Raw genomic sequence first — 23,190 nt, forward strand, 5'->3', positions numbered from 1 at the left:
ACGCTGGCGAAGGCGGTTCATGGGTCTGGGGGGCGTTGGATGGAACCCGCGGTCATCGGCACACGCCTGGCGTCGAGCGTGGTCGCTCCGCTGGTGAAGAAGCTGCTCGTGAGGGACGGTCCAGGAGCCGGACTCGTCGACAGGCCCGTGCGGCTGTCGGCGCTGGTCTCCTTTCGGGGGGAGAAACGGACCCTGAACGACCAGGACGTGGGCGTGCTCGCCGCTCGCCTGGTCCGGGAGGCGCTGGAGTCGCCGGGAGAGGTGCCCTTCCCGCCGGACGAGGAGACGGCGGTCGTGGACGCGCTGGCGGCCACGCTGCTCGCGCTGGGTGAGCTCGACATGGACGACGTGCAGGCGGTACGGCTCGGCCACCGGGAACTGGCCCGCGAGCTTCACCGCCGGGCCCCCGCCCGCAACCTGTCCGCCGATGCCTCCCTGTTCCTGGATTCCCTGACCCAGTGGGCCTGCCTTCACGTCATCGACTTCTTCACCAAGCGCTCGACCTTCGTGGCCCGCAGCCTGGTGGAGCAGAGCCGTGACCATGCCGAACTCATCGCCAAAATGGATGAGTTGATTACCCGGAATCCGCGGCCGGACACACGTGACGCCGCCTTCGAGCGACGCTTCCTCAGCCACGTCACGAAGAAGCACGGCCGGTTGCAGATCTACGGCATCGACCTGGTCAACTCGCCGGGCAAGTGGCCGCTGGACGTGGCGTACCTGCGCCTGGAGGCCACGTCACCCGTCGACGCGTACGAGAACTTCCTGCGCCGACGCGACCGGTTCCGGCACGGGCGCCGGCCCGCCGACGAGGCCCTCGTCGACCACGACCGTATCCTCCTGCGAGGTGAGGCGGGATCCGGCAAAACCACGCTGATCCAGTGGCTGGCCGTCTCCGCCGCACGCCAGGACCCCGACGACGGCACAGCGTATCTGGCGGGCCTGATCCCCTTCGTCCTCCCCCTGCGCAGCCTGACCCGGCACGGTGGCCACCTTCCCGCGCCCAAGGACTTCCTTGCGGCCGTGGGCGCACCCCTCGCCGGGGAGGAGCCCTCCGGCTGGCAGTCGCGCGTCCTCACGGCCGGGCGGGGTCTCCTCCTGATCGACGGTCTCGACGAGGTCCCCGAGAGCGAGCGGGAACACACACGCACCTGGCTCGGCGACCTGGTCGAGGCCTACCCGGGCAACCGCTGGCTCGTCACGTCCCGCCCGTCCGCGGTGGCCGAGGAATGGCTCGCGGACGAGGACTTCGCCGAACTGCGCCTGTCACCGATGCGTTCCGCCGACGTCCAGTCCTTCGTCGAACGCTGGCACACGGCCGCCCGCACGGGCGTGTCCGAGGAGGACGAGGCGCTCGCCTCGTACGAGGCCCAGCTCCTGCACGCCATCCGGGGCAAACCCGACCTTCGGCGACTGGCCACCAACCCGCTGATGTGCGGCCTGATCTGTGCCCTGCACCGAGACCGGCACGGCTTCCTGCCGATCGGCCGCAAGGAGTTGTACCAGGCCGCGCTCACCATGCTCCTCACCCGCCGCGACCGTGAGCGTGGCGTGACGGGTCCCGAGTTGAGGGAGGAGCCGCAGCTCCAACTCCTCCAGCGGCTCGCGTACTGGCTGATCAAGGACGGCCGCACGGAGATGAGCCGCGACCGCGCGTGCACCGAGATCGGCAGGGCACTGCCTGCCCTGCCCGAGATGGCGGCCCTGGGTGCACCCGAGACCGTCCTCGCCCACCTGCTGAATCGCAGCGGCCTGCTGCGCGCTCCGGCCCCGGAGACGATCGACTTCTGCCACCGCACCTTCCAGGACTTCCTGGGGGCACGTGCCCTCCTGGACGAGGGCACGTTCGGGATGGTCCGCAAGCACGCCGCCGACGACCAGTGGGAGGACGTCATCCGCATGGCCGTGGCCCAGGGACGCCCCCGGGAACGGGCGGACATCCTGCGCGAGCTGCTGGGTGGTGGGTCGGCCCGCGCCGTGGTGCTGGCCGCGTCCTGCCTCGAACAGGCCACGGAACTCGACCCGGTCGTACGGGCCGAACTCGAACGCGACTTGTCCGCCCTCGTGCCGCCACGTACACCCGAGGCGGTGAGCGAGCTCTCCTCGGTGGGGCCGCTCGCCCTGGACCTGCTGCCGGGACCGGACGACCTGTCCGGTGCGTGGCCCGGCGCGGAGGGCGACGAGTACGCCCAGCTGTGCGTCAGAACGGCGGCTCTCATCGGAACCGACGCCGCCATCCCCTACCTGGCCCGCTTCGCAAGACACCCGTCGGAGCGAGTGCGGGGCCAACTTGCCCTCTTCTGGCACCGGTTCGCCATTGAGACCTACGGGGTAGAGGTCATCAGCCACATTCCGTACGACGACCTCTACCTCATCGCCCACTCCGTGGCGGAACTCCGTGCCCTGCGGGAACTGGGCGGCCGCCCCTGGATCAGGCTGGTCGGCGACTTCACCGCAGCGAGTCTCCTCGCCTGTCTGGACCCCGGCCGACTCACCCGCCTCGATCTGCGCGGCACCGTCGACGACATGTCGGTGCTGGGCCGGTTCCCCCTCCTGGAGGTCGTCTCGATCTCCGAGTGTCCGCGGGGTGTCCCACTGGCGAGTCTGAGGGAATTGCCCGAGCTGCGTCACCTGCGACTGTCGGCGCGGCACGCGTTCCACGCCGCCCAGTCGGGTCTGTGCCTGCCGCGTGTGCGAAGTCTGCACCTTCACGACACGGAATCCGAAGCGGTGCTCGAGCCGCTCCCGCAGGCGTTCCCCTCGGTCGAGGCCCTCTACCTGTTCACCGGCCCGTGGCCCGGCCACCGCTTGGACTCCGCTCGCCTCCGATCCCTCTTCCCCCACGCGACGATCGACATCGACGAGTAGGTCACCGTCCCCGTGCCCGCCGTCGAGCCCGACCGTCGCGGGAATGTCGGCTCCGGTCCCGGCAACGCCGGGCCGAGACGGCCGTGTCGTTGTGGCTCCGGGGCTCCGCGCGGGTCAGACCCCGGCCGGCTGCAGCGGCAGGTCCAGGCGGCCCGCCAGCTCGTCGACGCCGATACCGAAGGTTTCGCGCACCTCGACGCCCTGCGGGGTGATGTCGAAGACGGCGAGGTCGGTGTAGACGCGGTCGACGCAGCCGAGGCCGGTGAGTGGGTAGCCGCACTCGGGCACCAGCTTGGGCGTGCCGGTCTTGGTGAACAGCGTCATCATGACGAAGACCTTCTTGGCGCCGATCGCCAGGTCCATCGCTCCGCCGACGGCGGGGATGGCGTCCGGTGCGCCGGTGTGCCAGTTGGCGAGATCACCCGCCGCGGAGACCTGGAAGGCGCCCAGGACGCAGATGTCCAGGTGGCCGCCGCGCATCATGGCGAAGGAGTCGGCGTGGTGGAAGTACGCCGCTCCGGGCAGCTCGGTCACGGGGATCTTGCCGGCGTTGGTGAGATCGGGGTCGATCTCGTCGCCCTGGGCGGCGGGGCCCATGTGGAGCATGCCGTTCTCGGTGTGCAGCACCACACCGGAGTCGGCGGGCAGATGGTCGGCGACGAGCGTCGGCTGCCCGATGCCGAGGTTGACGTAGGAGCCCTGGGGGATGTCCCGGGCTATGAGGGCGGCGATGTCGTGCTTGCCCAGCGGGCCGCGCCCGGTCTTCACGGCCTGGCCGTCGGTGTTCATGCGCTTGCCTCCTGGACCACGCGGTCGACATAGATGCTCGGCGTGATCACGGTCTCGGGATCGAGTACGCCGGTGTCGACGATCTCGCGGACCTGCGCGATCACGGTGGTCGCGGCGGTGGCCATGACCGGTCCGAAGTTGCGGGCGGTCTTGCGGTAGACGAGGTTGCCCATGCGGTCGGCCCGGTGGGCGCCGATCAGCGCGACATCGCCCTTGATCGGGTACTCCAGCACGTGGGTACGGCCGTCGATGACCCGGGTCTCCTTGCCCTCGGCCAGCAGGGTCCCGACACCGGTGGGGCAGTAGAAGGCTCCGATACCGGCTCCGGCCGCCCGCATCCGCTCGGCGAGGTTGCCCTGCGGTACGACTTCCAGCTCGATCCTCCCCGCCCGGTACAGCTCGTCGAAGACATAGGAGTCGGCCTGCCGGGGGAAGGAGCAGACGACCTTGCGGACCCGCCCCTTCGCCAGCAGCGCGGCCAGTCCCGTGTCGCCGTTGCCGGCGTTGTTGGACACGACGGTCAGGTCGCCGGCGCCCTGGCGGATGAGCGCGTCGATCAGATCGACCGGCATGCCGGCCATGCCGAAGCCGCCCACGAGAACGGTCGACCCGTCCTCGATCCCGGCAACCGCCTCGTCGGCGTCGGCGCACAGCAGCACGGTCATCGCTTCTCTCCCGTCACGTTCTCCAGGACCACGGCGAGTGCCTGGCCGACTCCGATGCAGATCGCGGCGACGCCCCACCGCTCGCCGGACTCGCGCAGCCGGTGGGCCAGCGTGCCCAGCAGCCGGCCGCCGGAGGCGCCCAGCGGGTGGCCGAGCGCGATGGCGCCGCCCTTGGTGTTGACGATGGCCGGGTCGATCTTCCAGGCGTCGACACAGGCCAGCGACTGCACGGCGAACGCCTCGTTGAGCTCGACGGCACAGACGTCGGACCAGGTGATGCCCGCGCTCTTCAGGGCCCGGTTCGCCGCCTCCACGGGCGCGAACCCGAAGTCCTGCGGGTCCAGCGCGAACACCCCGCGTCCCGCGACACGGGCCAGCGGATCCGTGCCGATGCGCGCCGCGGCGGCCCCCGAGCCCAGCAGCACGGCCGAGGCGCCGTCGCTCAGCGGCGAGGCGTTGCCCGCGGTGATCACACCGTCGGGGCGGAACGACGGCTTGAGCCCGGCGAGCTTGTCCACCGTCGACCCGGGCCTGATGCCCTCGTCCCGGGCGAGGGTGTTGCCCTTGGCGTCCGTCTCGACCGGCACCACCAGGTCGTCGTAGAAGCCGTCCGTCCAGGCGGCGTCGGCGAGCAGGTGGGAACGGACGGCGAACTCGTCCTGCCGCTCCCGCGGGACGGAGAACCGGTCGGCGAGCTGCTCGTTGGCCTCGCCCAGGGAGACCGTCCACTCCTTCGGCATCCGTGCGTTGACGAGCCGCCACCCCAGCGTGGTGGAGACGGCGGTCATGTCCCCGGCGGGGAAGGCCCGCTCGGGCTTCGGCAGCACCCACGGAGCCCTGCTCATCGACTCCACGCCACCGGTCAGGACGACATCCGCGTCGCCCGCCTCGACGGCGCGGGAGGCGATGATCGCCGCGTCCAGGGAGGACCCGCACAGCCGGTTGACGGTCGTCGCGGGCACCGAGGTGGGCAGGCCGGCCAGGAGGACGGCCATCCGGCCGACGTTGCGGTTGTCCTCGCCGGCGCCGTTGGCGTTCCCCCAGACGACGTCGCCGATCTCACCCGGGTCGAGCCCCGGCACCTTGGCCAGAACCCCCTTCACGGCGAGCGCCGCGAGGTCGTCCGGCCGGACGCCGGCGAGGGCGCCGGAGAACCGTCCGAAGGGTGTTCGTGCCGCTGCGTACACGTAGCTGTCGGTCATGTTCCTCACGGTAGGGGCGGCTGCTCATCACGTCCAAGACCTAGTCTCTTCCGATTGATAAGGCGGCTTTATAGAATGGGGCCCATGGAGCTCCGCCAGGTCCGCTACTTCCTCGCGCTCGCGGAAGAGTGTCATTTCGGGCGCGCCGCGGCCCGCCTGCACGTCGCCCAGCCCGCCCTGTCCCAGCAGATCAAGCACCTTGAGCGCGAGCTGGGGATCACCCTGTTCCACCGCTCCACCCGGCACGTCGAGCTCACCGAGGCCGGGCGGCAGCTGACCGGCTACGCCCGTACGCTGCTCGCCGAGGCCGAACGCGCGCGCGTCCACATGACCGAGCTCGCCACCGGCCGGGCGGGTCACGTCTCCGTCGGCTTCATCGGCACCGCCACCTACGACGTGCTTCCCCGCGTCGCCCGCACCGTGCGGGCCCGGCTGCCCCACATCACCCTGGAGTTGCGCGGCGAGCTGCTCTCCCCGCAGCTGGTGGACGGCCTGCTCAGTGGCGCCTACGACCTGGCGGTCCTCCGCTCCGGCACCCCCACCGAGGGGGTGAGCACCACGCCGCTGCGCACCGAGCCCCTGGTGGCCGTGGTGCCGGCCCACCACCCGCTGGCCGGCCGCCGGCGGATCCCGCTGGACTCGCTGGCGGGCGAGCCCTTCGTCATCCACCCCGCGGGGCCACGGTCCGCCATGCACGACCGGGTCCTGTCCGCCTGCGAACGGGCCGGCTTCCAGCCCCCGTCCCTGGTCGAGGTCGGCGAGACCGCCACCCTCGTCGTCCTCGTGGCCGCCGGTCACGGCGTGGCCCTCGTGCCCGAGTCGGTGCAGAGCCTGCGACTCGACGGCGTGACGTACGTACCGCTCGCCGGGACGGAGACCATCGACCTCGTCCTCGGCCGCCGGACCCACCGCAACTCACCCGCCGAGCAGCAGGTCGCCGCGGTCATCGAGGAGTGCGTCCACGCTCGCACACCCACCTGACACGGGGCCGGACGTCGGTGCTCCTGCCGATGGGCCTGCCGCTGCTGATACCCGCGGGCCGCGCCGGTCAGCCGGTGCCGGCGTCTCGCGCGGTCGAAGTACAGGCGCAGGGGGACCGGCACCAGGAGCGCCGACACGAACAGCGTCAGGCAGCCGCGCTGCGGCCGTCGTTGTCTCCGTCCCTCCTCATACCGAGGGCCGCGGATGCCGCGCATCGTCCGAGTGTGGCAGCCCCGGCTCGCGGGGGACAGGGGGCTGCCGGGCGACCCGGCGGGAGTCTCCGTACCGGGTGGCCATCGCCGCTGCGCGCTCGTGCAGGGCGGCGCGCAACGACTGCGGGGCCAGGGCCTCGGCATCCGTACCGAGCTGCCACAGCGCCCATTCGGCGTGCCGGGAATCCTGGAACGTCACCTCCAGCCGCAGCCGGCCGTCCGCGTCGGGTTCCTCCGCACGGACGGCCAGCGCGGTGTCCAGGAGTTCCTCCCGTCGCGCCGGATCCACCCGTACCAGCACGGTGATGTGGTCGCCGCCGGACAGGAACTGCGCGGAGCGTTCCCGCCAGATCCGGTCCAGATCGACCCGGTCGGGTCGCTGCGCCGTTTCGGGGAGTTCCTCGGCCGCCAGCACCCGCGACAGCCGGTAGGTGCGGTCCGCGCCCGATCGCGTGGCGAGCAAGTAGCCCCGGTCGCGTACGGTGACCAGGCCGATCGGGTCCACCATGCGCCACCGGGGTGCCTGACCGGTGGCCGCGTAGTGGATGCGCAGCTTGTGCCCGGCGAGCACCGCGCGCCGGACCTCGACCATCGCGGCGGTGTCGGGTGTCTCCTCGGTGACCAGCCGGCGTGCGAGCAGGTCGGTCTCCGGGTCGACGAGGAATCGCTCGGCCGCGTCGCTCGCGGAGGCCCGGTGGCTCTCGGGCAGCGCGTCGACCACCTTCCGCATGGCCGAGGCCAGCGCCGAGCCGAGGCCGAACACCTGCTCGCCGCGCCCCGATCCGGCGGTCAGAACGGCGAGGGCCTCGTCGTGGTTGAGTCCCGTGAGCTCGGTGCGGAAACCGGGCGACAGTACGAAACCGCCGTGCCGACCGCGTTCGGCGTAGACCGGGACGCCGGCCGCGGACAGTGCCTCGATGTCGCGCAGCACCGTGCGGGTGGAGACCTCCAGCTCGCGGGCGAGCGTGGTCGCCGTCAGCCGACCGTGCCGGCGCAGCAGCAGCACCAGTGACACCAGCCGGTCGGCACGCATGCGCGAACTCTAACGACATACATGACCGAGGGTGTCGTGATTCGTTGGGAGGCTCGGTGACGCGACGTCGAAGCCGGCGGCTACCGAGCCGGTCGACGGACGTACACCCGTACATGCGAATGGAGCTGAAGTGGCAGTGGAACGAACGGCGGTCAACCCGGTGACCTGGTCGGTGGACATGGGGTTCAACCAGGGCGAGGTCGTCTCCGGGCACACCCGGACCCTGTACGTCTCGGGGCAGACCGCGACGAGCGGCGACGGCAAGCCCCTGCACGACGGTGACATGGCGGCGCAGTTGGCGCTGAGCACCGACAACCTGGAGGCCGTGCTCGGCGAGGCCGGCATGTCCCTCGCGAATCTCGTCCGGCTCGACGTCTACACGACCGACGTCGATCTGCTGCTCCGGCACTACGGCGTGCTGGCGGCGCGGTTGGGCACCGCCGGCGTGGCGCCGACCTCCACGATGCTCGGGGTGACCCGGCTGGCGATCCCCGGCCAGATGGTCGAGCTAGAGGGGACCGCCGTCGCCTGAGGGGCCTCGCCGCCCGCCGCGACGGGTCTCTCCGCGTAGTGATCACACGGCCGGGTCATCCCTCCGCGAGGCGGGCGGGGAAGCCGCCCGTGGCCACCGGGCCCCAGCGGCGGGGGGTGACCCGGACGATGGACTTGCCCTGCTTCACCATGGCGGCCCGGTACTCGTCCCAGTCGGGGTGCTCGCCGGAGATGTTCCGGAAGTACTCCACCAGCGGTTCGACGGAGTCCGGGGCGTCGATCACTTCGGCGTCCCCGTCGATCTGCACCCAGGGCCCGTTCCACTCGTCCGACAGCACGACGACACTCACCGCGGCGTCGCGGCGCGCGTTGCGGGTCTTCGCCCGCTCGGGGTACGTGGACATCACCAGGCGCCCGGCGTCGTCCACCCCGCAGGTCAGCGGCGACGCCTGCGGGGAGCCGTCGGAGCGTCGGGTGATCAGCAGGGCCCGGTGACGGGGACGCACGAACTCCAGCAGGCCGTCCAGGTCAACGCGCGTGTTGGTGGCGATCGTACGACTCATCGAGGTATCAGCCTTTCGTGGTGGTGACGGCTTTCGCAGGGTCTCACAGGCAGTCGGTTCCGGTTCGCCGTCGAGGAGGCGAGAGTTCTGGCCCGGGGGGTGACACGGACGGCGCCTGGCGGGTGTGGGCGGCGGCGGTCCCGCAGTGGGAGCCCTACCGAGGACCATGTGGCCCCGTTCGGCCTGCTCGGGACCCGCTGCTCGGACCGGTCGTCACACCGGAGCGCGGCCGACAGCTGCTGCTGGAGGGCCTGCACCCCGCAGAGCCGGCGGAGCGGTTCGGCACGGGGCCGCTGGAACCGGTGGCCGGCGAGTCCGAGGTGGGGGAACTGCAGCTGTCGGGGCAGCGGGAGCGGCGCGGACCCTTGGCCCGGATCGGCGCCCGGGACGGCTGGAGCTTCGCCTTCGACGCGCCCCGCTGCGGTGGTTCGGCCCCGCCCGGCAGACCGACGCCGGTACCGGACTGCCGCAGGGCACCCGCGCGCTCACGGTCTGGTGGAAGCCGGACCTGTTCCGTTTCGCCTGCGCGGAGGACGGTGAGCCGCGGTACGCCTTCACGGTTCACGGTGCCGAGCGCCACCGCACGGGCACGGTGCCCGGCGAGCCGACCCCCGACCACCTGTCCCCGGACCCCGCCGGGCCCTGCGCCGACCGCTCGCGCTCGGGCGAACGCCGTGCCCTGGACGCCATGGCGGTGACCTTCGGCGTCTCGCTGCCCAGGTTCGCCCTCAGCCGGGGCGGACTGCCCACGCTCCCGACCCGGCCGTGGGCCGTGGGCGCCCACTGAGGAGGGTCATTTCGCCTTGCACGCGGCCTCGTCGACGAGGAATCCGACCCCGATGCCGAGCAGCCAGGTGTCCTTCGCCAGCGCCGTGCCCTCCTGCGTCGGGCGCAGACTGCCCTCCTCGCGCATGCCGGGGGTGCGCAGGTACAGGCCCACCAGCCCGGCCGAGAACGCGGTCAGGCCGAGTCCCGCCACCGCCGTCGGCACCACCGGCAGCAGGAGCGCGGCGCCGAGCGCCATCTCACCGGCCGAGAGCAGCCGGACGAAGGTGGTGGGCTGCAGCTTGCCGAGGAACGGATAGGCGTTCTTCGCCATGCCGTGCACCTGGGCGGCCGCCTGTTCGTCGGCTCCGCGCTTCACCAGGCCGGAGTTGAGGAAGAAGGCCCCGGTGGCCAGTCGTGGTGCCACGTCCCTGGGTTTGATGGGCAGACGCATGGGAGCTCCTCGCGGCGGTTCATGCAGACGCGTCCGAGCCTAGGGCGCGCCCCGGGGCCCCGCAGCGTGGGAGACGGGGGATTGCGCCGTTCGGAAGCCGCACCGGACGGCGAGCGAGGCTGCGCCGGCACCGGGCGGTTCCTAGCATGAGGTCATGAACGGCACAGTTCCCGACGTGATGCGGGCGGCGTACATCGACTCCGTCGGCCCGGCCGGCGTCATCCGTCACGGGGACCTGCCGGTGCCTCCCGTGGGGCCCACGGACGTGCTCGTCCGGGTCGAGGCCGTGGCCGTCAACCCCGTGGACACCTTCGTCCGGTCCGGGGCGTACGCCACACCGCTGCCGTTCCCCTTCGTCGTCGGCCGTGACCTGGTGGGCGAGGTCGCCCTGGCCGGAACGGGCGCGGCGGGCTTCGCTCCCGGGCAGCGGGTCTGGTGCAACAGCCTGGGCCACGCGGGCCGTCAGGGATCCTGCGCGCAGTACGCGACGGTCGCCGCCGAACGGCTCTACGCGGCGCCGCCCGACATCGCCGGGGAGCATCTCGTGGCGGCCGCCCATCCGGCGGCGTCGGCCTGGCTGGCGCTGTTCCGGCACGGGCGGCTGAGGCCGGGGGAGACCGTGTACATCGGTGGCGGCGCCGGAAACGTGGGCGGCGCCGCGGTCGCCCTGGCCGCGCGGGCCGGGGCACGGGTGGTCGCCACGGCGCGGGCCGAGGACGCGGCGGCGGTCCGGTACCTGGGTGCCGCCGAGGTCCTGGACCACCACTCGCCCGATCTCGTCGAGCAGGCGCGCCGGGCCGCACCCGACGGCTACGACGTGCACCTGGACACCTCCGGGCGCGGGGCGCTCGCCGACGCCGTGGACCTGCTGGCGCACGGCGGCCGTCTGGTCGCGATGGTCGGCCTCGGCAAGGGCGCCGCCGAACTGCCCGTGGGACGGCTGTACACCAGGGACGCGAGCATCGTGGGCTTCGCCATCAGCAACGCCACCACCGCCGACCTCGCCGCCGCCGCGGAGGGTGTCGTACGCCTCCTGAGGGACTCGCCGTGGCGCCCGCGCGTCGCCGATCGGCTGCCGCTGTCGATGACGGGGGAGGCTCACCGCAGGCTGGAGGCCGGTGAGGTGCGGGGGCGCCTCGTCCTCACGGTCGCGGCTGCGGACGGACGGTGAGCAGCTGCTGCGCGTGCCCGACGGGTCCGTCGACGTCGTGCAGCACGGTGCTGGTGATGCCCTGGCCGGTGGGGCCGAAGACGACGGTCGTGTCCAGGCCGGTCCAGCCTCCGCGCGGCGCGCGGTGCAGGTGCAGGGTCAGGTCGACGTTCGGGAACATCCACTCCGCCGGCGACTGACGCACCGCTATGCCGTTCGCCGTGTCGACGAGGGCGACGTAGGACGCCAGCGGGCTCGCGGCCTCCCCGGCGACCAGGTCGAGGCCGGTGGAGACCCAGGCGGTGGTGCGTCCCGGCCGGGGCGGGGCGAGGGGGCGTACGTCCAGGGAGGCGATGTATCCGCCGGGCCACTCGGCGGCCATGGGCCACGGCGCGAGCGTCTCCGGCGCGGTGAGCCGGTCCGCCTCGCCACCGGCGACGGCGCCGGTGTCCCCGTCGGCGAGCAGCCAGGCCCTGGCGCGCACGACCGCCCGGTCGGCGATCAGCACGGTCGCCTCGACCAGCTCGATGGTGCGGCCGGGCCGGACCGTCTCCACCCGTATCTCGCACTCGTCCAGAGCCGGCCGGCCCAGGATGTCGAAGCTGATCCGGCTCAGGGACATGCCGACGCCGGTACGTCCGGCCAGGTGCTGGTCGAGGGCGTGGACGATCAGGCCCCCGAGCGGACTGAAGTGCTGCTCGTCCTCGCTCCACGCCCCGCCGGCGTGCAGGGTGGGCTTGTAGCGGTGCTCGTCGATGCGCTCGTAGTAGCTGTCGGGGGTCGCTGTGCTGGTGTTCAACGGGGGTGCTCCTGGAACGACGGCGGTGACGCGGCGGCCGGGGCGGTACCGGGGCCGCGGCCAGGATAGTGAGGTGGGAAGGACGCGCCGTGGCCGGAGTCGGGCCTTCTATACGCTGATCACGTGGCGACAGCGAACCAGCGCGGACAGCACGCGCACGATCAGGCGACCGGATCCAGGCCCGAGGCGAGCGACCTGCAGGCCCTCGCCACACAGCTGCGGCGGATGAACGGCGAGATCAACCGTCTCGTGCAGGAATTCGCCGGCACCCACGGCCTGCACGCCACCGACGTGCAGGCGCTCGCGGCGATCCTGGACGCGCGGGAGCCCATGACACCGGGGCGGCTGCGCGAACACCTGGGGCTGACCTCCGGCGCGGTGACGGCGTGCGTGGACCGGCTGGAGCGCGCGGGGCACGTGCGCCGGGTCCGGGAGAGCGCCGACCGCCGGGTCGTCCATCTGCGCTACGTGCCCGACGCCCAGGTGGCGGCCCGGACGTACTTCCGTCCCCTGGCCGAGGCCGCGGCCGCCACCCGCTCGCGCTTCGACGACGGCGAACTGGCGGTCGTGGTCCGCTTCCTGACGGCGATGAACGAGGAACTGAGCCTCGTGCGGTCGGACGACCGCTGACGTCCTGACGGGTCCGTGACGCACGACGTCGCACGGCACGCCCCCTATCAATAACTCAATCATTGAGATTGTTTATCATCGAGACACTTTCCCGCCGCCGGAGACCTGGAGCCCTGAAGACCGATGTCCATTCCCTCCCGACGAGCCCGCTGGCTCGTCCCCGTCGTCCTGTTGCTGGTCTGGCTCGGCATCGGCGGAGCGCTCGGCCCGTACGCCGGAAAGCTCGGCGAGGTCGCCACCAACGACCAGGCCGCCTTCCTGCCCCGCAGCGCCGAGTCCACCCGGGTCATCGACGCGCAGGAGGCCTTCCAGGAGGACGAGACCCTCCCGGTGGTCGTCGTGTGGACCGCGGACGGAGGCGGCGCCGTCACCGAGCACCGGGCCGCGGCCACCCGGTCGGTCGCGGCCCTCGAGGGCGGACCCGGAGTCGTCGGCCCCCCGACGCCCGCCCTGCCCTCGCGCGACGGCGAGGCCCTCCAGGCCGTCGTCCAGCTCAGGCCCGACCTCGGCGAGCAACTGCCCGACGTCCTGGAACGGATCGGCGACGCCGTGGACCAAGTGCCCGGGACGCGGGCGCAACTGGCCGGTCCGGCCGCCTCCCAGGCCGACCTCTCCGACGCCTTCGCGGGCATCGACGGCCTGCTGCTCGGCGTCGCGCTCGTCACCGTGCTGGTGATCCTGCTGCTCGTCTACCGCAGCGTCCTGCTGCCCCTGGTCATCATCCTCGGCGCCGTCTTCGCGCTGGGCCTCGCCTGCGCGATCGTCTACGCGCTCGCCGACCGCGGCGTCGTACGCGTCGACGGGCAGGTCCAGGGCATCCTCTCCATCCTGGTCATCGGAGCCGCCACCGACTACGCGCTCCTGCTCACCGCCCGCTTCCGCGAGGAACTGGCCCGGCACCCGGACCGCTTCAGCGCCGTGCGCGCCGCCCTGCGCGAGTCCTGGGGAGCCGTCGTCGCCAGCGCGGCGACCGTCGCCATGGGCCTGCTGGCGCTGCTGCTCAGCGACCTGACCAACAACCGGGCGCTCGGACCGGTCGGGGCCATCGGCATCGTCTGCGCCGTGCTGAGCACCCTCACCTTCCTGCCCGCCGTGCTGGTCCTGCTCGGCCGGGCCGCCTACTGGCCGGCCAAACCCGCCCCGGCCGGCGACCTCGAAGCGGGGCACCGGCTGTGGCGGCGCGTCGCCGACCTGGTGGACCGGGCGCCGCGCCGCGTCTGGGCGGTCTCCCTCGCCGCGCTGCTCGCCTGCGCCGCCTTCTCGCCCACCCTGTCCTCCAAGGGCGTGCCGCTGGACGAGATCTTCGTGAACGACGCCCCGTCCGTCGCCGCCCAGCAGACCCTGGCGCGGCACTTCCCGGGCGGCTCCGGCCAGCCCGCCGTGATCATCGCCGACGCCGACCGGCTGGACCCGGTCCTGACGGCCGCCCGCGACACCAGCGGCGTTGCCTCCGCCGTCGCGCTGACCGACTCCGGCCGCCCCGGCGGCGGTGACCCTAAGGTGGTGGACGGACGGGTACGGATCGACGCCACGCTGCAGGCACCGGCGGACAGCGACGCCGCCAAGAGCACGGTGGCCCGGCTGAGGTCCGCCGTCCACGCGGTCCCCGACGCGGACGCCCTCGTCGGCGGGTACACCGCCCAGCAGTACGACACCCAGCGCACCGCGGCGGACGACCGCACGCTCATCGTGCCCGTGGTGCTCGCCATCATCCTGGTCATCCTGATCTTCCTGCTGCGCAGCCTGCTGATGCCCGTGCTGCTCGTGGCGACGGTGGCGCTGAACTTCCTGGCCACCCTCGGGGTGTCGGCCCTCGTCTTCACCCACGTGTTCGGCTTCAGCGGCACCGACGCCTCCGTCCCGCTGTACGGGTTCGTGTTCCTGGTCGCCCTCGGCGTCGACTACAACATCTTCCTCATGTCCCGGGTACGGGAGGAATCGCTGCACCACGGTGTACGGCAGGGCATCCTGCGGGGGCTGACCGCCACCGGTGGCGTGATCACCTCCGCCGGTGTCGTCCTCGCCGCCACCTTCGCCGCCCTCGGCGTGATCCCGCTGGCCTTCCTGCTGCAGATCGCCTTCATCGTGGCCTTCGGCGTCCTGCTGGACACCCTGGTGGTGCGCTCCCTGCTGGTCCCGGCGCTCGCCCGGGACATCGGCGCCGTCGCGTGGTGGCCCGGCCGCCTCGGCCGCCGGACACCGGTTGCGGCGGGCGGTACCGCCGGCTCCCGCCCCACCGACGCGGGCTGACGTGCCGTCGTGCGCTCCGCCGCCCGGGGGAGTGCGGGGGAGTGCACGACGACACCGTCACCGGCCCGGCGTGTCCGCGCCGGGCCGCACCGTGCCGAGACAGCGCCGCACGCTGATCTCGATGACGACCCGCGCCGGGTTCGCCCGGGGCTGCCGGTAGCGGGCCGCGTACCGGGCCTCCGCGTCCCGGACCGCCTCGGCGTCGTCCCGTACGGTCGCGACGCCCTCCAGGGTGGACCAGCGCCTGCCGTCCACCTGGCTCACGGCGACGACGGGACGCCCGGCCCGCTCGACGTTGCGCACCTTCGCGGTACTCCGGCTCGTGATGACCCGGGCCGTGCGGGTGGCGTGGTCGTACGTCACCCCGACCGGGACCAGGTGCGGGGTGCCGTCGGCGCGCGGCGTCGACAGGAAGCACACCCGGCGCTCCTGCCAGAACTGCACGAACTCCGCGTCCGCGTCGTCCCGTACCTCAGTGTTCATCGGATCTCCTTGCGTGCGCTGCGGGTGCCCCGTCCGGAACATCATGACCGCCCTGTGTGCCACCGCCGTGCGCCGCCCTCCGGCAGCGCCGCAAGAGCGATGCGAGCCACGACGAGTTCGACGGAAAACGGCGTAAGCATCCGGCCAGTGGGTGACGCCGGACCGCCGACGGGGAAAACCGTGACCCGAAGGTCTGCGCACACCGCCGACGGGACGGAGTACAGCGATGGCCACCACGCCGGGCGAGACCCGAGCGACCACGACGGCACCCCACAGCATCCGACTGCCCGGCATCGTCCTCGGAGTCGGGCTCGGCGGCTTCGTCGACGGCATCCTGCTCCACCAGCTCCTCCAGTGGCATCACATGCTCACCAGCACCAACCAGGACCGCATCGGCGTGAAGTACTACAACCCGGACACCGTCTCCGGGCTGGAGATGAACACCGTATGGGACGGCATCTTCCACGCGGTGTGCTGGGTCGCCGTCCTGCTCGGCCTCGCTCTGCTGTACTCCCGGGTCACGCGCAACCGGCGGGCGGTGTGGACCTCACGGGTGCTGTGGGGCTGGATCCTGGCCGGGTGGGGTCTGTTCAACCTGGTCGAAGGCGTCCTCGACCACCATGTCCTGGGCATTCACCATGTCTACGCCGGCCCCGACCAGGCATGGTGGGACGCCGGTTTCCTCCTCCTCGGCGCCCTGTTCCTGGCCGGTGGACACCTGCTCCAGCGCGCCGGGCAGCCCTTCGACCCCGACGCCCCCCACGGTGCGAGCCGGGGCGCCGGCCGGGCCGGAGACCACGCCTGATGGACGGCGCCGACCATGGCACCCACGACGGCACCCACCCCCTGCACCACGACAGCCCCGGCACCGGCGCCGGTGTGCTGGAGGCCGCGCCGACCGCGCTGCTGCTGACCCTCCTGCTCGCCACGGCCGGGGGTTACCTGCTCGCCGTACGCCGGGCCCGTCGCCGCAACCCCGTGCAGGGCTGGAGCGGTCGGCGGTCGGCGTCGTTCCTCGGCGGGCTGGCCGTACTGGCACTCGCCCTGCTGCCGCCCCTGGGACCGGCCGCGCACACCGACTTCCGGGGACACATGGCCCAGCACATGCTCATCGGCATGTACGCCCCCCTCGGGCTGGTCCTGGCCGCGCCGGTCACGCTGGCGCTCCGCACCCTGCCACCGGTCCACGCCCGCCGCCTGACCGCACTGCTGCACAGTCGCCCCGCGCGGCTGCTCACCCACCCCGCCGTGGCGCTCGTGCTGAGCACCGGCACCCTGGGGCTGCTGTACTTCACCCCGCTATACGACGCGGCGATGGGCCACCCCGCGGGGCACTGGCTGATGAACGCCCACTTCCTGGTCTCCGGGCTCCTCTTCGCCCACGCCGTAGCCGGCCCCGATCCGGCCCCCGCGCGGCCCGGGGTACCCGCCCGGCTGGTGTATCTCGGCGTCGCCGTCGCCGCTCACGCCCTGATCGCCCAGGCGATGTACGGCGGGTTCTTCGTCCACGTCCACGCGCCCGTCGACCGGGTCCGGCAGGGCGCGGAGATCATGTACTACGCCGGGGACGTCGCCGAGCTGCTGCTCGCCGCGGCGCTGGTGGCCACCTGGCGCCCCGAGCGCCGTGTCCGGCCGACCGCCCGGAAGCAGACGCAGATGCCGGCGCCGGGCGTGCCGGGCGGGACTCGGGTCGCCGAAGAGCCGGTCCTCCAGGCACGTCATGGCGAACAGAAGCAGCCCCAGTCCGGGCAGCAGTACGACGGCAACGGTGACCACGCCGCAGATCCCCCCTCCGCTGTGGACGACTTCCCTGCGGGTGCCCGGGCCGGCGCCGGTGATGGGCCGTCGCCGCGTGAAGATGACGCAACCGTCGGGCATAAGGGATGCAACGGTCGGATGTAAGGGGTGAGCGTCGAACACAAGGGCTGAGTGGGCGTTCGATGGGTGGTCATGTTCGTTCCGTCCGTGGGTAGGGGGTGCCGACGGCAGGGACACACGACCGCCCAGGAACGGAGCACTCGAGCCGATGACGCACACAGCCCCGCCCACCGGACCGGCCACGGACGCGCAGTCGGCGGCCTCGTGGTCGGACTGGGCCGGCGACCACACCGCGGCACTGATCGGGATACCGCTGCGCATCGCGCTCATCGTCGTCGTCCTGCTGGTGGTGCGCGCGGTGGCCAAGCGGGCCATCACCCGGGTCGTCCAGCGCGTGCTGGAGCCGTCGGCCGGCGAGAACGAGGGCGGCAGGCCGCGACGGTCGGTCCGCGGGGCCGCCGTACTGCACCGCGACCGGTCCCGGGCGCGGCAGCGCCGCGAGCAGCGGGCCCGGACGATCGGCTCGGTGCTCAGCAGCGCCGTGACCATCGTGCTGTTCATGGTCGGCGTGGCGATGGTGCTCGACCAGGTGGGCATCGCCCTGGGTCCGCTGCTCGCCAGCGCGGGCGTCGTCGGCCTGGCGATCGGCTTCGGCGCGCAGAGCCTGGTCGCCGACTATCTGTCCGGGCTGCTGATCATGATCGAGGACCAGTACGGTGTCGGCGACTCGGTCGACCTCGGCGAGGCCGTGGGCGAGGTGGAACACGTGGGCCTGCGGCTGACGCACGTACGCGACCTCAACGGCGGTCTGTGGCACATCCGCAACGGCGAGATCCTGCGGGTCCGCAACGACAGCCAGGAATGGGCGCGCGCGGTCCTGGATGTCGCCGTGACCTACGACGCGAACCTCGACACGGTCTACCGGGTACTGGAGGAGGCCGGCCGCACGCTGCGCGAGGACCCCGACTACGCGGACCTCCTGCTCGAGGACGTCTCGGTGTGGGGCGTGCAGTCGCTGGACACCGACGGGGTCACCGTGCGTCTCGCGGTCAGGACCGTGCCGCTCCAGCAGTGGGGCGTCACCCGTGAGCTGCGGCGCCGGGTCAAGGACGCCCTGGACGAGGCGGGCATCGACATCCCCTTCGCGCGGACCGTGTGGATGCGCGGCGACACCCGGGAGCCCGGCTCCGCCGACGCCCTGCGCTGAACCCGGGGCGCAGCCGAAGTTGCCGTATCGGCAAACATGTTCGCCCGCGCGGTGCCGGCGGGTGCAGCCTGCACACAGGCGGGGCCGCGGTCGTCGCGCGCCCTGCCCGACAGACGAGCCCGTCCGTTCCTCAGGAGGCACCATGACCGACACTCCGGTACCGGCTCCCGCCGCGGAGTTCTGGGAGTCCCGCTACCGCGACACCGGCCGTGTCTGGAGCGGCCGCCCCAACGAGCTGCTGGTCCGCGAGGCGAGCGACCTCGCCCCCGGCACCGCGCTGGACCTGGGCTGCGGCGAGGGCGCGGACGCCGTGTGGCTCGCCTCGCGCGGCTGGCGGGTCACCGGCGTGGACATCTCCGGCACCGCGCTCGAACGCGCCGCCGGGCACGCCGCCGAGGCCGGGGTCGGCGACCGCGTCGCCTGGGAACGCCACGAGCTGGGCCGGTCGTTCCCCGAGGGCTCCTTCGACCTGGTGAGCGCCCACTACCTGCAGTCCCCGGTCGCGCTGGACCAGCAGGCGGTGCTGCGCGGCGCCGCACACGCCGTCGCGGACGGGGGCACCCTGCTGGTCGTCATGCACGCCGGCTGGCCGTCGTGGCAGACCGAACCGCCGTTCGACCACGTCTTCCCCACCCTGGACGGGGTCCTGGCCGAACTCGCCCTGCCCGACGGCGAGTGGGCCGTCGAGACCATGGAGACCGTCCGCAGGCCGAGCGCCTCACCCGAGGGTGCCGAGGGATACCGCGAGGACCACGTGTGGCGGCTGCGGCGGGTCTCCCCGGGGCGCACCGAGGCGTGATGTGTCCGATTTGTTGAGAAAACTATGACCTGAGTTTTTTGAGAAGAGATGCATGTTTTGTGACTTCCCGGACACTCCTGGTGACGAGGCCGGCGTGAAGGCCTATGGCTACCAGAGGAGATGGTGAAATGCCCGCCAAGGACAAGGCACTCGAGGAAGTCACCCGCAGCGAGATCATCGACGTCGAAGCCGTACTCGACCCCGCCGAGCAGGACGGGGTCTTCCGGGACAGCCGCGAGTGCGCCGGCCTCGCGCTCCACTCCGGTGGCGGCCATCTGCTGCTCTCGCCCCCCACCCCGCGCCCGAAGAAGGGCTGACGGAGCGACGGGAGCAGGGAAATGGAGCAGTCGAGCACGTCAGTCCTTCTTCAGGGAACGGTGCTGGACCTCGCTTCGGACGTGGTCTCCGCTCTTCGGAGCGGAGACCATGCGCGAGCGGGGGGCACCTTGACGGCGGGCGGTGCGGGCGCGGGCATCGCATGCGCCGCGGTACGCGTTCTGGGCGCCGACACGCTGCTGCCCACCGTCCTCCTGCGGCATCCGCCCGACCCCGCACAACTGGCCGCCTTCAAGGAGGCGGTGGCGGCCCACCCGCCGCGCGACGACGCGGCCCCCACCGTCGTGTGGAGCCACTGGGCCATGGCCCGTGGCCTGCGCCGGCTCGAACAACCCCTGGGCGACCCGCTCGCCGACGACGGCGCCGCGGAACCCGACGCCTGCTGGCTCGACGACGCCGGCTGGCAACACCTGACCCACCAGCTCGCCGTACTCGCCCCGCTCGCCCTGCCCGGCGAGGAGTGCGCGGTGTCCCGTGCGGCCCGCCGCCGCCCGGTGGACGTCGCCCGGGGCTTCGTACGGGCGGTACGCCGCCGCGACTGGCGGCAGGCGGCCGGAGCCGGGCGCTGGCTCACCCTCCTGGACGGGGTGCCCGACACCCTCGGCCTCGAGGCGGGGCTCGACTTCGTGCGGCTCATGGGCGGCGACGACCCGCGGGTCGCCCTCCAACTGGAGGCGGCGCGGCTGATGCAGGCCGGAGTGCTCCTGTGACGGCGCGGCAGGTCGAGGAGGCCGCACTGGCCTGGGTCTTGGCCCACCGCGACGGCTTCGCGCTCGGCGACGACGCGCTGGCCGCCGACGGTCAGGTGAACCGCACCTGGAAACCACTGGGCGAACTGGCCCGGGTCTGCGCGACCGTGTCCACGTGCACCCCACCGTCGGACCCGCTCCACACCCTCGTGGCCGACCTGCTGGACTTCGCCTGGCGGCAGACCTGCCGCGGCGAGCTCTTCCCGCTGATGCAGTCGCTGGAGCCCTTCGCCACCTACCCGCTGGAGGTGTACGCGGCCTTCGCCTCGGCCGGTTACCGCCACCCCGGCTACGAGGCGTCCGCCGCCGTGGTGTCCCGGACCCGCGGCTGGCGCCTGACCGAGCAGTACCCCACCCGGCGGCTCGGAGTCCTCGAGGCCGAGCGGCGCAGCGGACTGAACCCGCACGGACCGGTGCCGCCGGTGCTGGGCCGCACCTGGCTGGGCGGCCTGCCGGAGCCGTGGACCTTCGAACGCGCGGCCGGTTACGCGCTGACCCACGTCGTCTTCCACCTCACCGACTGGGGAACCGCCCCCGAAGGGGTGCCGCCGGACCTGACGGAGTATCTGCTGCACTGGCTGCCGTCCTGGCTGGACACCTGCGTGGAGGCCCGGATGTGGGACCTGAGCTGTGAGCTGCTGGCGGTGGCGGCGAGCCTGCCGGACCTGCCGGAGCCGGCCGTCCTCGAGGACGCCTGGCACCGTGTCGCGGCGGCCCAGCACCCGTCGGGCGCGATACCGGAGGAGGGCGCCGCCGCCCAGCGAGCCGCCGCCGGGCCCGCCCCACGGCCCACGCCCCGGTCCGCCCCCGGGCAGGACCCCTACGCGTTCACGGACTGTTACCACTCCACCCTCATGGCGGCGTTCGCGGCGGCCCTGACCACGGCGCGGCTCGGGGTGGCGGAGCACGTCGGACAAGGAGCGTCGCGATGACCGACACCCGCCTGATCCACCGCGTCGGCGTCCAGGCCCTGGAGTGGCTGTGGGCCCACCGGGACGGATTCCGGCTGGAGGAGGACGTGGACCCCGAGATCGGGTTCCTGGAACGCTTCAAGCCGATCGGCGAACTCGCCCTCGTCTGCAAGGTGCTCTTCCGGGAGGGCGTCGCCGGGTCCCGGCAGGCACAGCTGGCCCGCCAACTGCTCGACCACGCCTGGCGGGACACCCTGGACGGCGGTCGCATGCTGGTGCGCGGGCAGCGCATCGAGCCGTTCTCGCCCGTGCCGTTCGAGGTGTACCTGCCCTTCAAGGAGCTGGGCCACAGCCAGCCCGAGCTGGAGTGCGCCACGGCCCTCAACCACCGGCTGGACAGCTGGGTGCGGTCCGCGGTGTCACCGACCCGGCGCCTGGGGCTGTCCGCCTTCCAGCGCCGCTTCGGCCTGACGGCCCGGCCGCCCGAGGCCGAACCGGCCGCCACCACCTGGCTGGCCGGCACCCCCGAGCCGTGGACGGTCGAGGGCCACACCGCCTACGACATCACGCACACCGTCTTCCACCTCACCGACTGGGGGGAGAACACCGACGGCCTGCCGCCGCCCGTCGCCGACTACCTCGCCACCTGGCTGCCGGTCTGGATCGACGACTGGCTGGACCTGGAACGCTGGGACCTGCTCGGCGAACTCCTCGTCGTCGACGCCTGCCTGCCCCGGCCCACCCTGGACGAGGCCGCCTGGCAGGGCTTCGCCGCCGCGCAGCAGCCCGACGGCGCCATGCCCGCCGTACGGACGATGCCCGAGGGCGACTCCGACACGGTCTTCGACATGGTCTACCACCCGACGCTGGTCGCCGCCTTCGCCTCCGTGCTGGCCACCTCACGCGCCCTCAGCGCGATGGCGCGTCCCACGTCATGAGAGGCCGCCCCACACCCTGGCCGGGCGGCGACCCCTCCGACGACGACGGCGCCGCGCCGGTACCCGAGACGGCCGAGGAGACGGCCGCTCTGCGCGAGCGGCTGGCCGCCGCCGTCGACGCCTGCGACGCCCCGGACGTCGTCTTCGCCGTCTCCCGGCACGGCCGGCGCACCCTGCACAGCGGCGGCACCGCCCCGCCCCCCGACGTCCCCCGCGAGGACCTGCGCTACGAGATCGGGTCGGCCTCCAAGGCGTTCGCCGGGCTGCTGCTGGCCCGGCTGATCCGGCGCGGGGTGCTCACCGGGGGCGAACCGGCCGCCGCCTGCCTGGACCCGGGGCGGCGGGTCGGCCCGGCTCCCGCGACGCTCGCCCACCTCATCACCCACACGTCGGGCCTGCCCGCCCTGCCGGCCGACTTCTTCGGCCGCGCCCTGCCCGCCTGGCGCACCAACCCGTACGCCCGCTACCCGGCCGAGCGGCTGACCGACGCCTTCCTGCGCCACGGAACAAGGCACCGCCCCGGAACCCGCTGGCACTACTCCAACTACGGCGTCTCCCTGCTCGGACACGCCGTCGCCGCCGCCACCGGCACCGCGTGGGAGGACCTGCTCACCGGGCAGGTCCTGCGCCCGCTCGGCCTGAGGGGTACGGCCCTGCACGCGGAGGACCCCAAGACCGACGCCACCGGGCACCGCAAGGACGGCCGCACCCCCGTGCCGGCCTTCGACGCGGGCGGCTTCCAGGCGGCCGGGGCCGTCCGGTCCACCCCGCACGACCTGCTCGCCTTCCTCGAGGCCCACCTCGACCCGGCCGGCTCACCGGCAGCCGGCGCGCTGCGGGCGGTGCGGGTGCCGGTGCTGCGGCGCGGGGCGGGGCACCGGCACGTGCACACGGTGGCGTGGTTCCGGCACCCCGCCGACGGCGGGCCGCTGTACTTCCACAGCGGCGCCACCCTGGGCCAGCAGGCGTTCCTGGGCTTCAGACCCGACACCGGCACGGCCCTGGCCGCGGTGTGCACCCGGCGGTTCCGCGCCCGCGACCCGTTCGTCGCCACCGCCTACGCGTTCCTCGCCACGGGATAGCGGGAACCGCGGCC

General features: G+C 72.9%; 23 protein-coding genes and 1 pseudogene. 16 read left to right on the forward strand and 8 right to left on the reverse strand.

Annotated elements, in window-relative coordinates:
* Positions 1-39: 39 nt before the first annotated feature.
* Positions 40-2,868 (forward strand): NACHT domain-containing protein, encoded by a 2,829-nt coding sequence (locus ACIGO6_RS06750; RefSeq protein WP_399872283.1) that lies wholly within the window; start codon positions 40-42, stop codon positions 2,866-2,868.
* A gap of 114 nt (positions 2,869-2,982) precedes the next feature.
* Here ACIGO6_RS06750 and ACIGO6_RS06755 read toward each other — a convergent pair whose 3' ends face one another.
* The 3 genes from ACIGO6_RS06755 to ACIGO6_RS06765 are packed head-to-tail and all read right to left on the reverse strand — an operon-like array spanning position 2,983 to position 5,524.
* Complete coding sequence (locus ACIGO6_RS06755) at positions 2,983-3,657, reverse strand: 3-oxoacid CoA-transferase subunit B (RefSeq protein ID WP_399872286.1); 675 nt, start codon at positions 3,655-3,657, stop codon at positions 2,983-2,985.
* A complete protein-coding gene (locus ACIGO6_RS06760) occupies positions 3,654-4,322 on the reverse strand; it encodes a 3-oxoacid CoA-transferase subunit A (RefSeq protein ID WP_399872288.1) in 669 nt (222 codons plus the stop codon). Before ACIGO6_RS06760 ends, ACIGO6_RS06755 begins: the two co-directional genes overlap by 4 nt.
* Positions 4,319-5,524 carry a thiolase family protein gene (locus tag ACIGO6_RS06765; RefSeq protein WP_399872291.1) on the reverse strand — a complete coding sequence of 402 codons (1,206 nt, stop codon included), beginning with the start codon at positions 5,522-5,524 and terminating at the stop codon, positions 4,319-4,321. The genes ACIGO6_RS06760 and ACIGO6_RS06765 overlap by 4 nt, the downstream gene beginning before the upstream one ends.
* An 84-nt stretch (positions 5,525-5,608) precedes the next feature.
* Between ACIGO6_RS06765 and ACIGO6_RS06770 the strand changes: the two genes are divergently transcribed.
* Positions 5,609-6,505 carry a LysR family transcriptional regulator gene (locus ACIGO6_RS06770; RefSeq protein ID WP_399872294.1) on the forward strand — a complete coding sequence of 299 codons (897 nt, stop codon included), beginning with the start codon at positions 5,609-5,611 and terminating at the stop codon, positions 6,503-6,505.
* Positions 6,506-6,691: 186 nt separating this feature from the next.
* Here ACIGO6_RS06770 and ACIGO6_RS06775 read toward each other — a convergent pair whose 3' ends face one another.
* Positions 6,692-7,750 (reverse strand): helix-turn-helix transcriptional regulator, encoded by a 1,059-nt coding sequence (locus tag ACIGO6_RS06775; protein WP_399872296.1) that lies wholly within the window; start codon positions 7,748-7,750, stop codon positions 6,692-6,694.
* Between the two features lie 136 nt (positions 7,751-7,886).
* Here ACIGO6_RS06775 and ACIGO6_RS06780 point away from each other — a divergent pair, with 136 nt between their 5' ends.
* Positions 7,887-8,282 carry a RidA family protein gene (locus ACIGO6_RS06780; protein WP_399873590.1) on the forward strand — a complete coding sequence of 132 codons (396 nt, stop codon included), beginning with the start codon at positions 7,887-7,889 and terminating at the stop codon, positions 8,280-8,282.
* Between the two features lie 55 nt (positions 8,283-8,337).
* Here the strand turns inward: ACIGO6_RS06780 and ACIGO6_RS06785 are convergent, their stop codons facing one another.
* The gene (locus ACIGO6_RS06785; protein ID WP_399872298.1) at positions 8,338-8,805 is read right to left on the reverse strand and encodes a PPOX class F420-dependent oxidoreductase; all 468 of its coding nucleotides are present in this window, start codon (positions 8,803-8,805) and stop codon (positions 8,338-8,340) included.
* A 592-nt stretch (positions 8,806-9,397) separates the two neighbouring features.
* Between ACIGO6_RS06785 and ACIGO6_RS06790 the strand changes: the two genes are divergently transcribed.
* Entirely contained in the window at positions 9,398-9,592 is a 195-nt protein-coding gene (locus ACIGO6_RS06790; RefSeq protein WP_399872300.1) for a hypothetical protein, read from the forward strand.
* A gap of 6 nt (positions 9,593-9,598) precedes the next feature.
* Here ACIGO6_RS06790 and ACIGO6_RS06795 read toward each other — a convergent pair whose 3' ends face one another.
* Positions 9,599-10,024: a hypothetical protein gene (locus tag ACIGO6_RS06795; protein WP_399872303.1), complete on the reverse strand. Its 426-nt coding sequence runs from the start codon at positions 10,022-10,024 to the stop codon at positions 9,599-9,601.
* Between the two features lie 154 nt (positions 10,025-10,178).
* Here ACIGO6_RS06795 and ACIGO6_RS06800 point away from each other — a divergent pair, with 154 nt between their 5' ends.
* The gene (locus tag ACIGO6_RS06800) at positions 10,179-11,195 is read left to right on the forward strand and encodes an NADPH:quinone reductase (protein ID WP_399872305.1); all 1,017 of its coding nucleotides are present in this window, start codon (positions 10,179-10,181) and stop codon (positions 11,193-11,195) included.
* On the opposite strand, the gene ACIGO6_RS06805 is transcribed toward ACIGO6_RS06800, so the two are convergent.
* Positions 11,167-11,973, reverse strand: coding sequence for a thioesterase family protein (locus ACIGO6_RS06805; protein ID WP_399872308.1), 807 nt, complete (start codon positions 11,971-11,973; stop codon positions 11,167-11,169). The two genes, ACIGO6_RS06800 and ACIGO6_RS06805, sit on opposite strands and share 29 nt — an antisense overlap.
* A gap of 123 nt (positions 11,974-12,096) precedes the next feature.
* On the opposite strand from ACIGO6_RS06805, the gene ACIGO6_RS06810 reads away from it, so the two are divergent.
* Both ACIGO6_RS06810 and ACIGO6_RS06815 read left to right on the forward strand, forming a co-directional pair.
* Positions 12,097-12,603, forward strand: coding sequence for a MarR family winged helix-turn-helix transcriptional regulator (locus ACIGO6_RS06810; protein WP_399872311.1), 507 nt, complete (start codon positions 12,097-12,099; stop codon positions 12,601-12,603).
* Positions 12,604-12,726: 123 nt separating this feature from the next.
* Positions 12,727-14,853 carry an MMPL family transporter gene (locus tag ACIGO6_RS06815; RefSeq protein WP_399872313.1) on the forward strand — a complete coding sequence of 709 codons (2,127 nt, stop codon included), beginning with the start codon at positions 12,727-12,729 and terminating at the stop codon, positions 14,851-14,853.
* Between the two features lie 57 nt (positions 14,854-14,910).
* Here ACIGO6_RS06815 and ACIGO6_RS06820 read toward each other — a convergent pair whose 3' ends face one another.
* Complete coding sequence (locus ACIGO6_RS06820; protein ID WP_399872315.1) at positions 14,911-15,336, reverse strand: pyridoxamine 5'-phosphate oxidase family protein; 426 nt, start codon at positions 15,334-15,336, stop codon at positions 14,911-14,913.
* Between the two features lie 226 nt (positions 15,337-15,562).
* On the opposite strand from ACIGO6_RS06820, the gene ACIGO6_RS06825 reads away from it, so the two are divergent.
* The 9 genes and pseudogenes from ACIGO6_RS06825 (at position 15,563) to ACIGO6_RS06865 (ending at position 23,176) form a co-directional block, all read left to right on the forward strand.
* The gene (locus ACIGO6_RS06825) at positions 15,563-16,141 is read left to right on the forward strand and encodes a DUF2243 domain-containing protein (RefSeq protein WP_399872318.1); all 579 of its coding nucleotides are present in this window, start codon (positions 15,563-15,565) and stop codon (positions 16,139-16,141) included.
* Positions 16,141-16,980, forward strand: a pseudogene (locus ACIGO6_RS06830) (cytochrome c oxidase assembly protein); the annotation flags it as partial. The gene ACIGO6_RS06825 and the pseudogene ACIGO6_RS06830, both read left to right, overlap by 1 nt.
* Positions 16,981-17,362: 382 nt before the next feature.
* Positions 17,363-18,361 (forward strand): mechanosensitive ion channel family protein, encoded by a 999-nt coding sequence (locus ACIGO6_RS06835; protein ID WP_399872319.1) that lies wholly within the window; start codon positions 17,363-17,365, stop codon positions 18,359-18,361.
* A 142-nt stretch (positions 18,362-18,503) separates the two neighbouring features.
* Positions 18,504-19,160, forward strand: coding sequence for a class I SAM-dependent methyltransferase (locus ACIGO6_RS06840; RefSeq protein WP_399872322.1), 657 nt, complete (start codon positions 18,504-18,506; stop codon positions 19,158-19,160).
* Positions 19,161-19,288: 128 nt separating this feature from the next.
* Positions 19,289-19,477: a hypothetical protein gene (locus ACIGO6_RS06845; RefSeq protein ID WP_399872325.1), complete on the forward strand. Its 189-nt coding sequence runs from the start codon at positions 19,289-19,291 to the stop codon at positions 19,475-19,477.
* A 21-nt stretch (positions 19,478-19,498) separates the two neighbouring features.
* Entirely contained in the window at positions 19,499-20,206 is a 708-nt protein-coding gene (locus ACIGO6_RS06850; protein WP_399872328.1) for a hypothetical protein, read from the forward strand.
* Entirely contained in the window at positions 20,203-21,177 is a 975-nt protein-coding gene (locus ACIGO6_RS06855; RefSeq protein WP_399872330.1) for a DUF6895 family protein, read from the forward strand. Before ACIGO6_RS06850 ends, ACIGO6_RS06855 begins: the two co-directional genes overlap by 4 nt.
* Entirely contained in the window at positions 21,174-22,094 is a 921-nt protein-coding gene (locus tag ACIGO6_RS06860; RefSeq protein ID WP_399872332.1) for a DUF6895 family protein, read from the forward strand. The genes ACIGO6_RS06855 and ACIGO6_RS06860 overlap by 4 nt, the downstream gene beginning before the upstream one ends.
* Positions 22,091-23,176 carry a serine hydrolase domain-containing protein gene (locus ACIGO6_RS06865; protein ID WP_399872335.1) on the forward strand — a complete coding sequence of 362 codons (1,086 nt, stop codon included), beginning with the start codon at positions 22,091-22,093 and terminating at the stop codon, positions 23,174-23,176. The genes ACIGO6_RS06860 and ACIGO6_RS06865 overlap by 4 nt, the downstream gene beginning before the upstream one ends.
* Positions 23,177-23,190 lie beyond the last annotated feature (14 nt).

Origin of the sequence: Streptomyces sp. NPDC053750 (assembly GCF_044544295.1) — a bacterium.
In the GTDB taxonomy this organism is placed as follows: Bacteria; Actinomycetota; Actinomycetes; order Streptomycetales; family Streptomycetaceae; genus Streptomyces.

Coding starts and splice junctions, on each gene's coding strand:
- ACIGO6_RS06755 (WP_399872286.1), bottom strand. CDS start 3,657: ATGAACACCGACGGCCAGGCCGTGAAGACCGGGCGCGGCCCGCTGGGC.
- ACIGO6_RS06835 (WP_399872319.1), top strand. CDS start 17,363: ATGACGCACACAGCCCCGCCCACCGGACCGGCCACGGACGCGCAGTCG.
- ACIGO6_RS06865 (WP_399872335.1), top strand. CDS start 22,091: ATGAGAGGCCGCCCCACACCCTGGCCGGGCGGCGACCCCTCCGACGAC.
- ACIGO6_RS06785 (WP_399872298.1), bottom strand. CDS start 8,805: ATGAGTCGTACGATCGCCACCAACACGCGCGTTGACCTGGACGGCCTG.
- ACIGO6_RS06800 (WP_399872305.1), top strand. CDS start 10,179: ATGAACGGCACAGTTCCCGACGTGATGCGGGCGGCGTACATCGACTCC.
- ACIGO6_RS06760 (WP_399872288.1), bottom strand. CDS start 4,322: ATGACCGTGCTGCTGTGCGCCGACGCCGACGAGGCGGTTGCCGGGATC.
- ACIGO6_RS06795 (WP_399872303.1), bottom strand. CDS start 10,024: ATGCGTCTGCCCATCAAACCCAGGGACGTGGCACCACGACTGGCCACC.
- ACIGO6_RS06850 (WP_399872328.1), top strand. CDS start 19,499: ATGGAGCAGTCGAGCACGTCAGTCCTTCTTCAGGGAACGGTGCTGGAC.
- ACIGO6_RS06750 (WP_399872283.1), top strand. CDS start 40: ATGGAACCCGCGGTCATCGGCACACGCCTGGCGTCGAGCGTGGTCGCT.
- ACIGO6_RS06845 (WP_399872325.1), top strand. CDS start 19,289: ATGCCCGCCAAGGACAAGGCACTCGAGGAAGTCACCCGCAGCGAGATC.
- ACIGO6_RS06770 (WP_399872294.1), top strand. CDS start 5,609: ATGGAGCTCCGCCAGGTCCGCTACTTCCTCGCGCTCGCGGAAGAGTGT.
- ACIGO6_RS06815 (WP_399872313.1), top strand. CDS start 12,727: ATGTCCATTCCCTCCCGACGAGCCCGCTGGCTCGTCCCCGTCGTCCTG.
- ACIGO6_RS06820 (WP_399872315.1), bottom strand. CDS start 15,336: ATGAACACTGAGGTACGGGACGACGCGGACGCGGAGTTCGTGCAGTTC.
- ACIGO6_RS06825 (WP_399872318.1), top strand. CDS start 15,563: ATGGCCACCACGCCGGGCGAGACCCGAGCGACCACGACGGCACCCCAC.
- ACIGO6_RS06775 (WP_399872296.1), bottom strand. CDS start 7,750: ATGCGTGCCGACCGGCTGGTGTCACTGGTGCTGCTGCTGCGCCGGCAC.
- ACIGO6_RS06840 (WP_399872322.1), top strand. CDS start 18,504: ATGACCGACACTCCGGTACCGGCTCCCGCCGCGGAGTTCTGGGAGTCC.
- ACIGO6_RS06765 (WP_399872291.1), bottom strand. CDS start 5,524: ATGACCGACAGCTACGTGTACGCAGCGGCACGAACACCCTTCGGACGG.
- ACIGO6_RS06860 (WP_399872332.1), top strand. CDS start 21,174: ATGACCGACACCCGCCTGATCCACCGCGTCGGCGTCCAGGCCCTGGAG.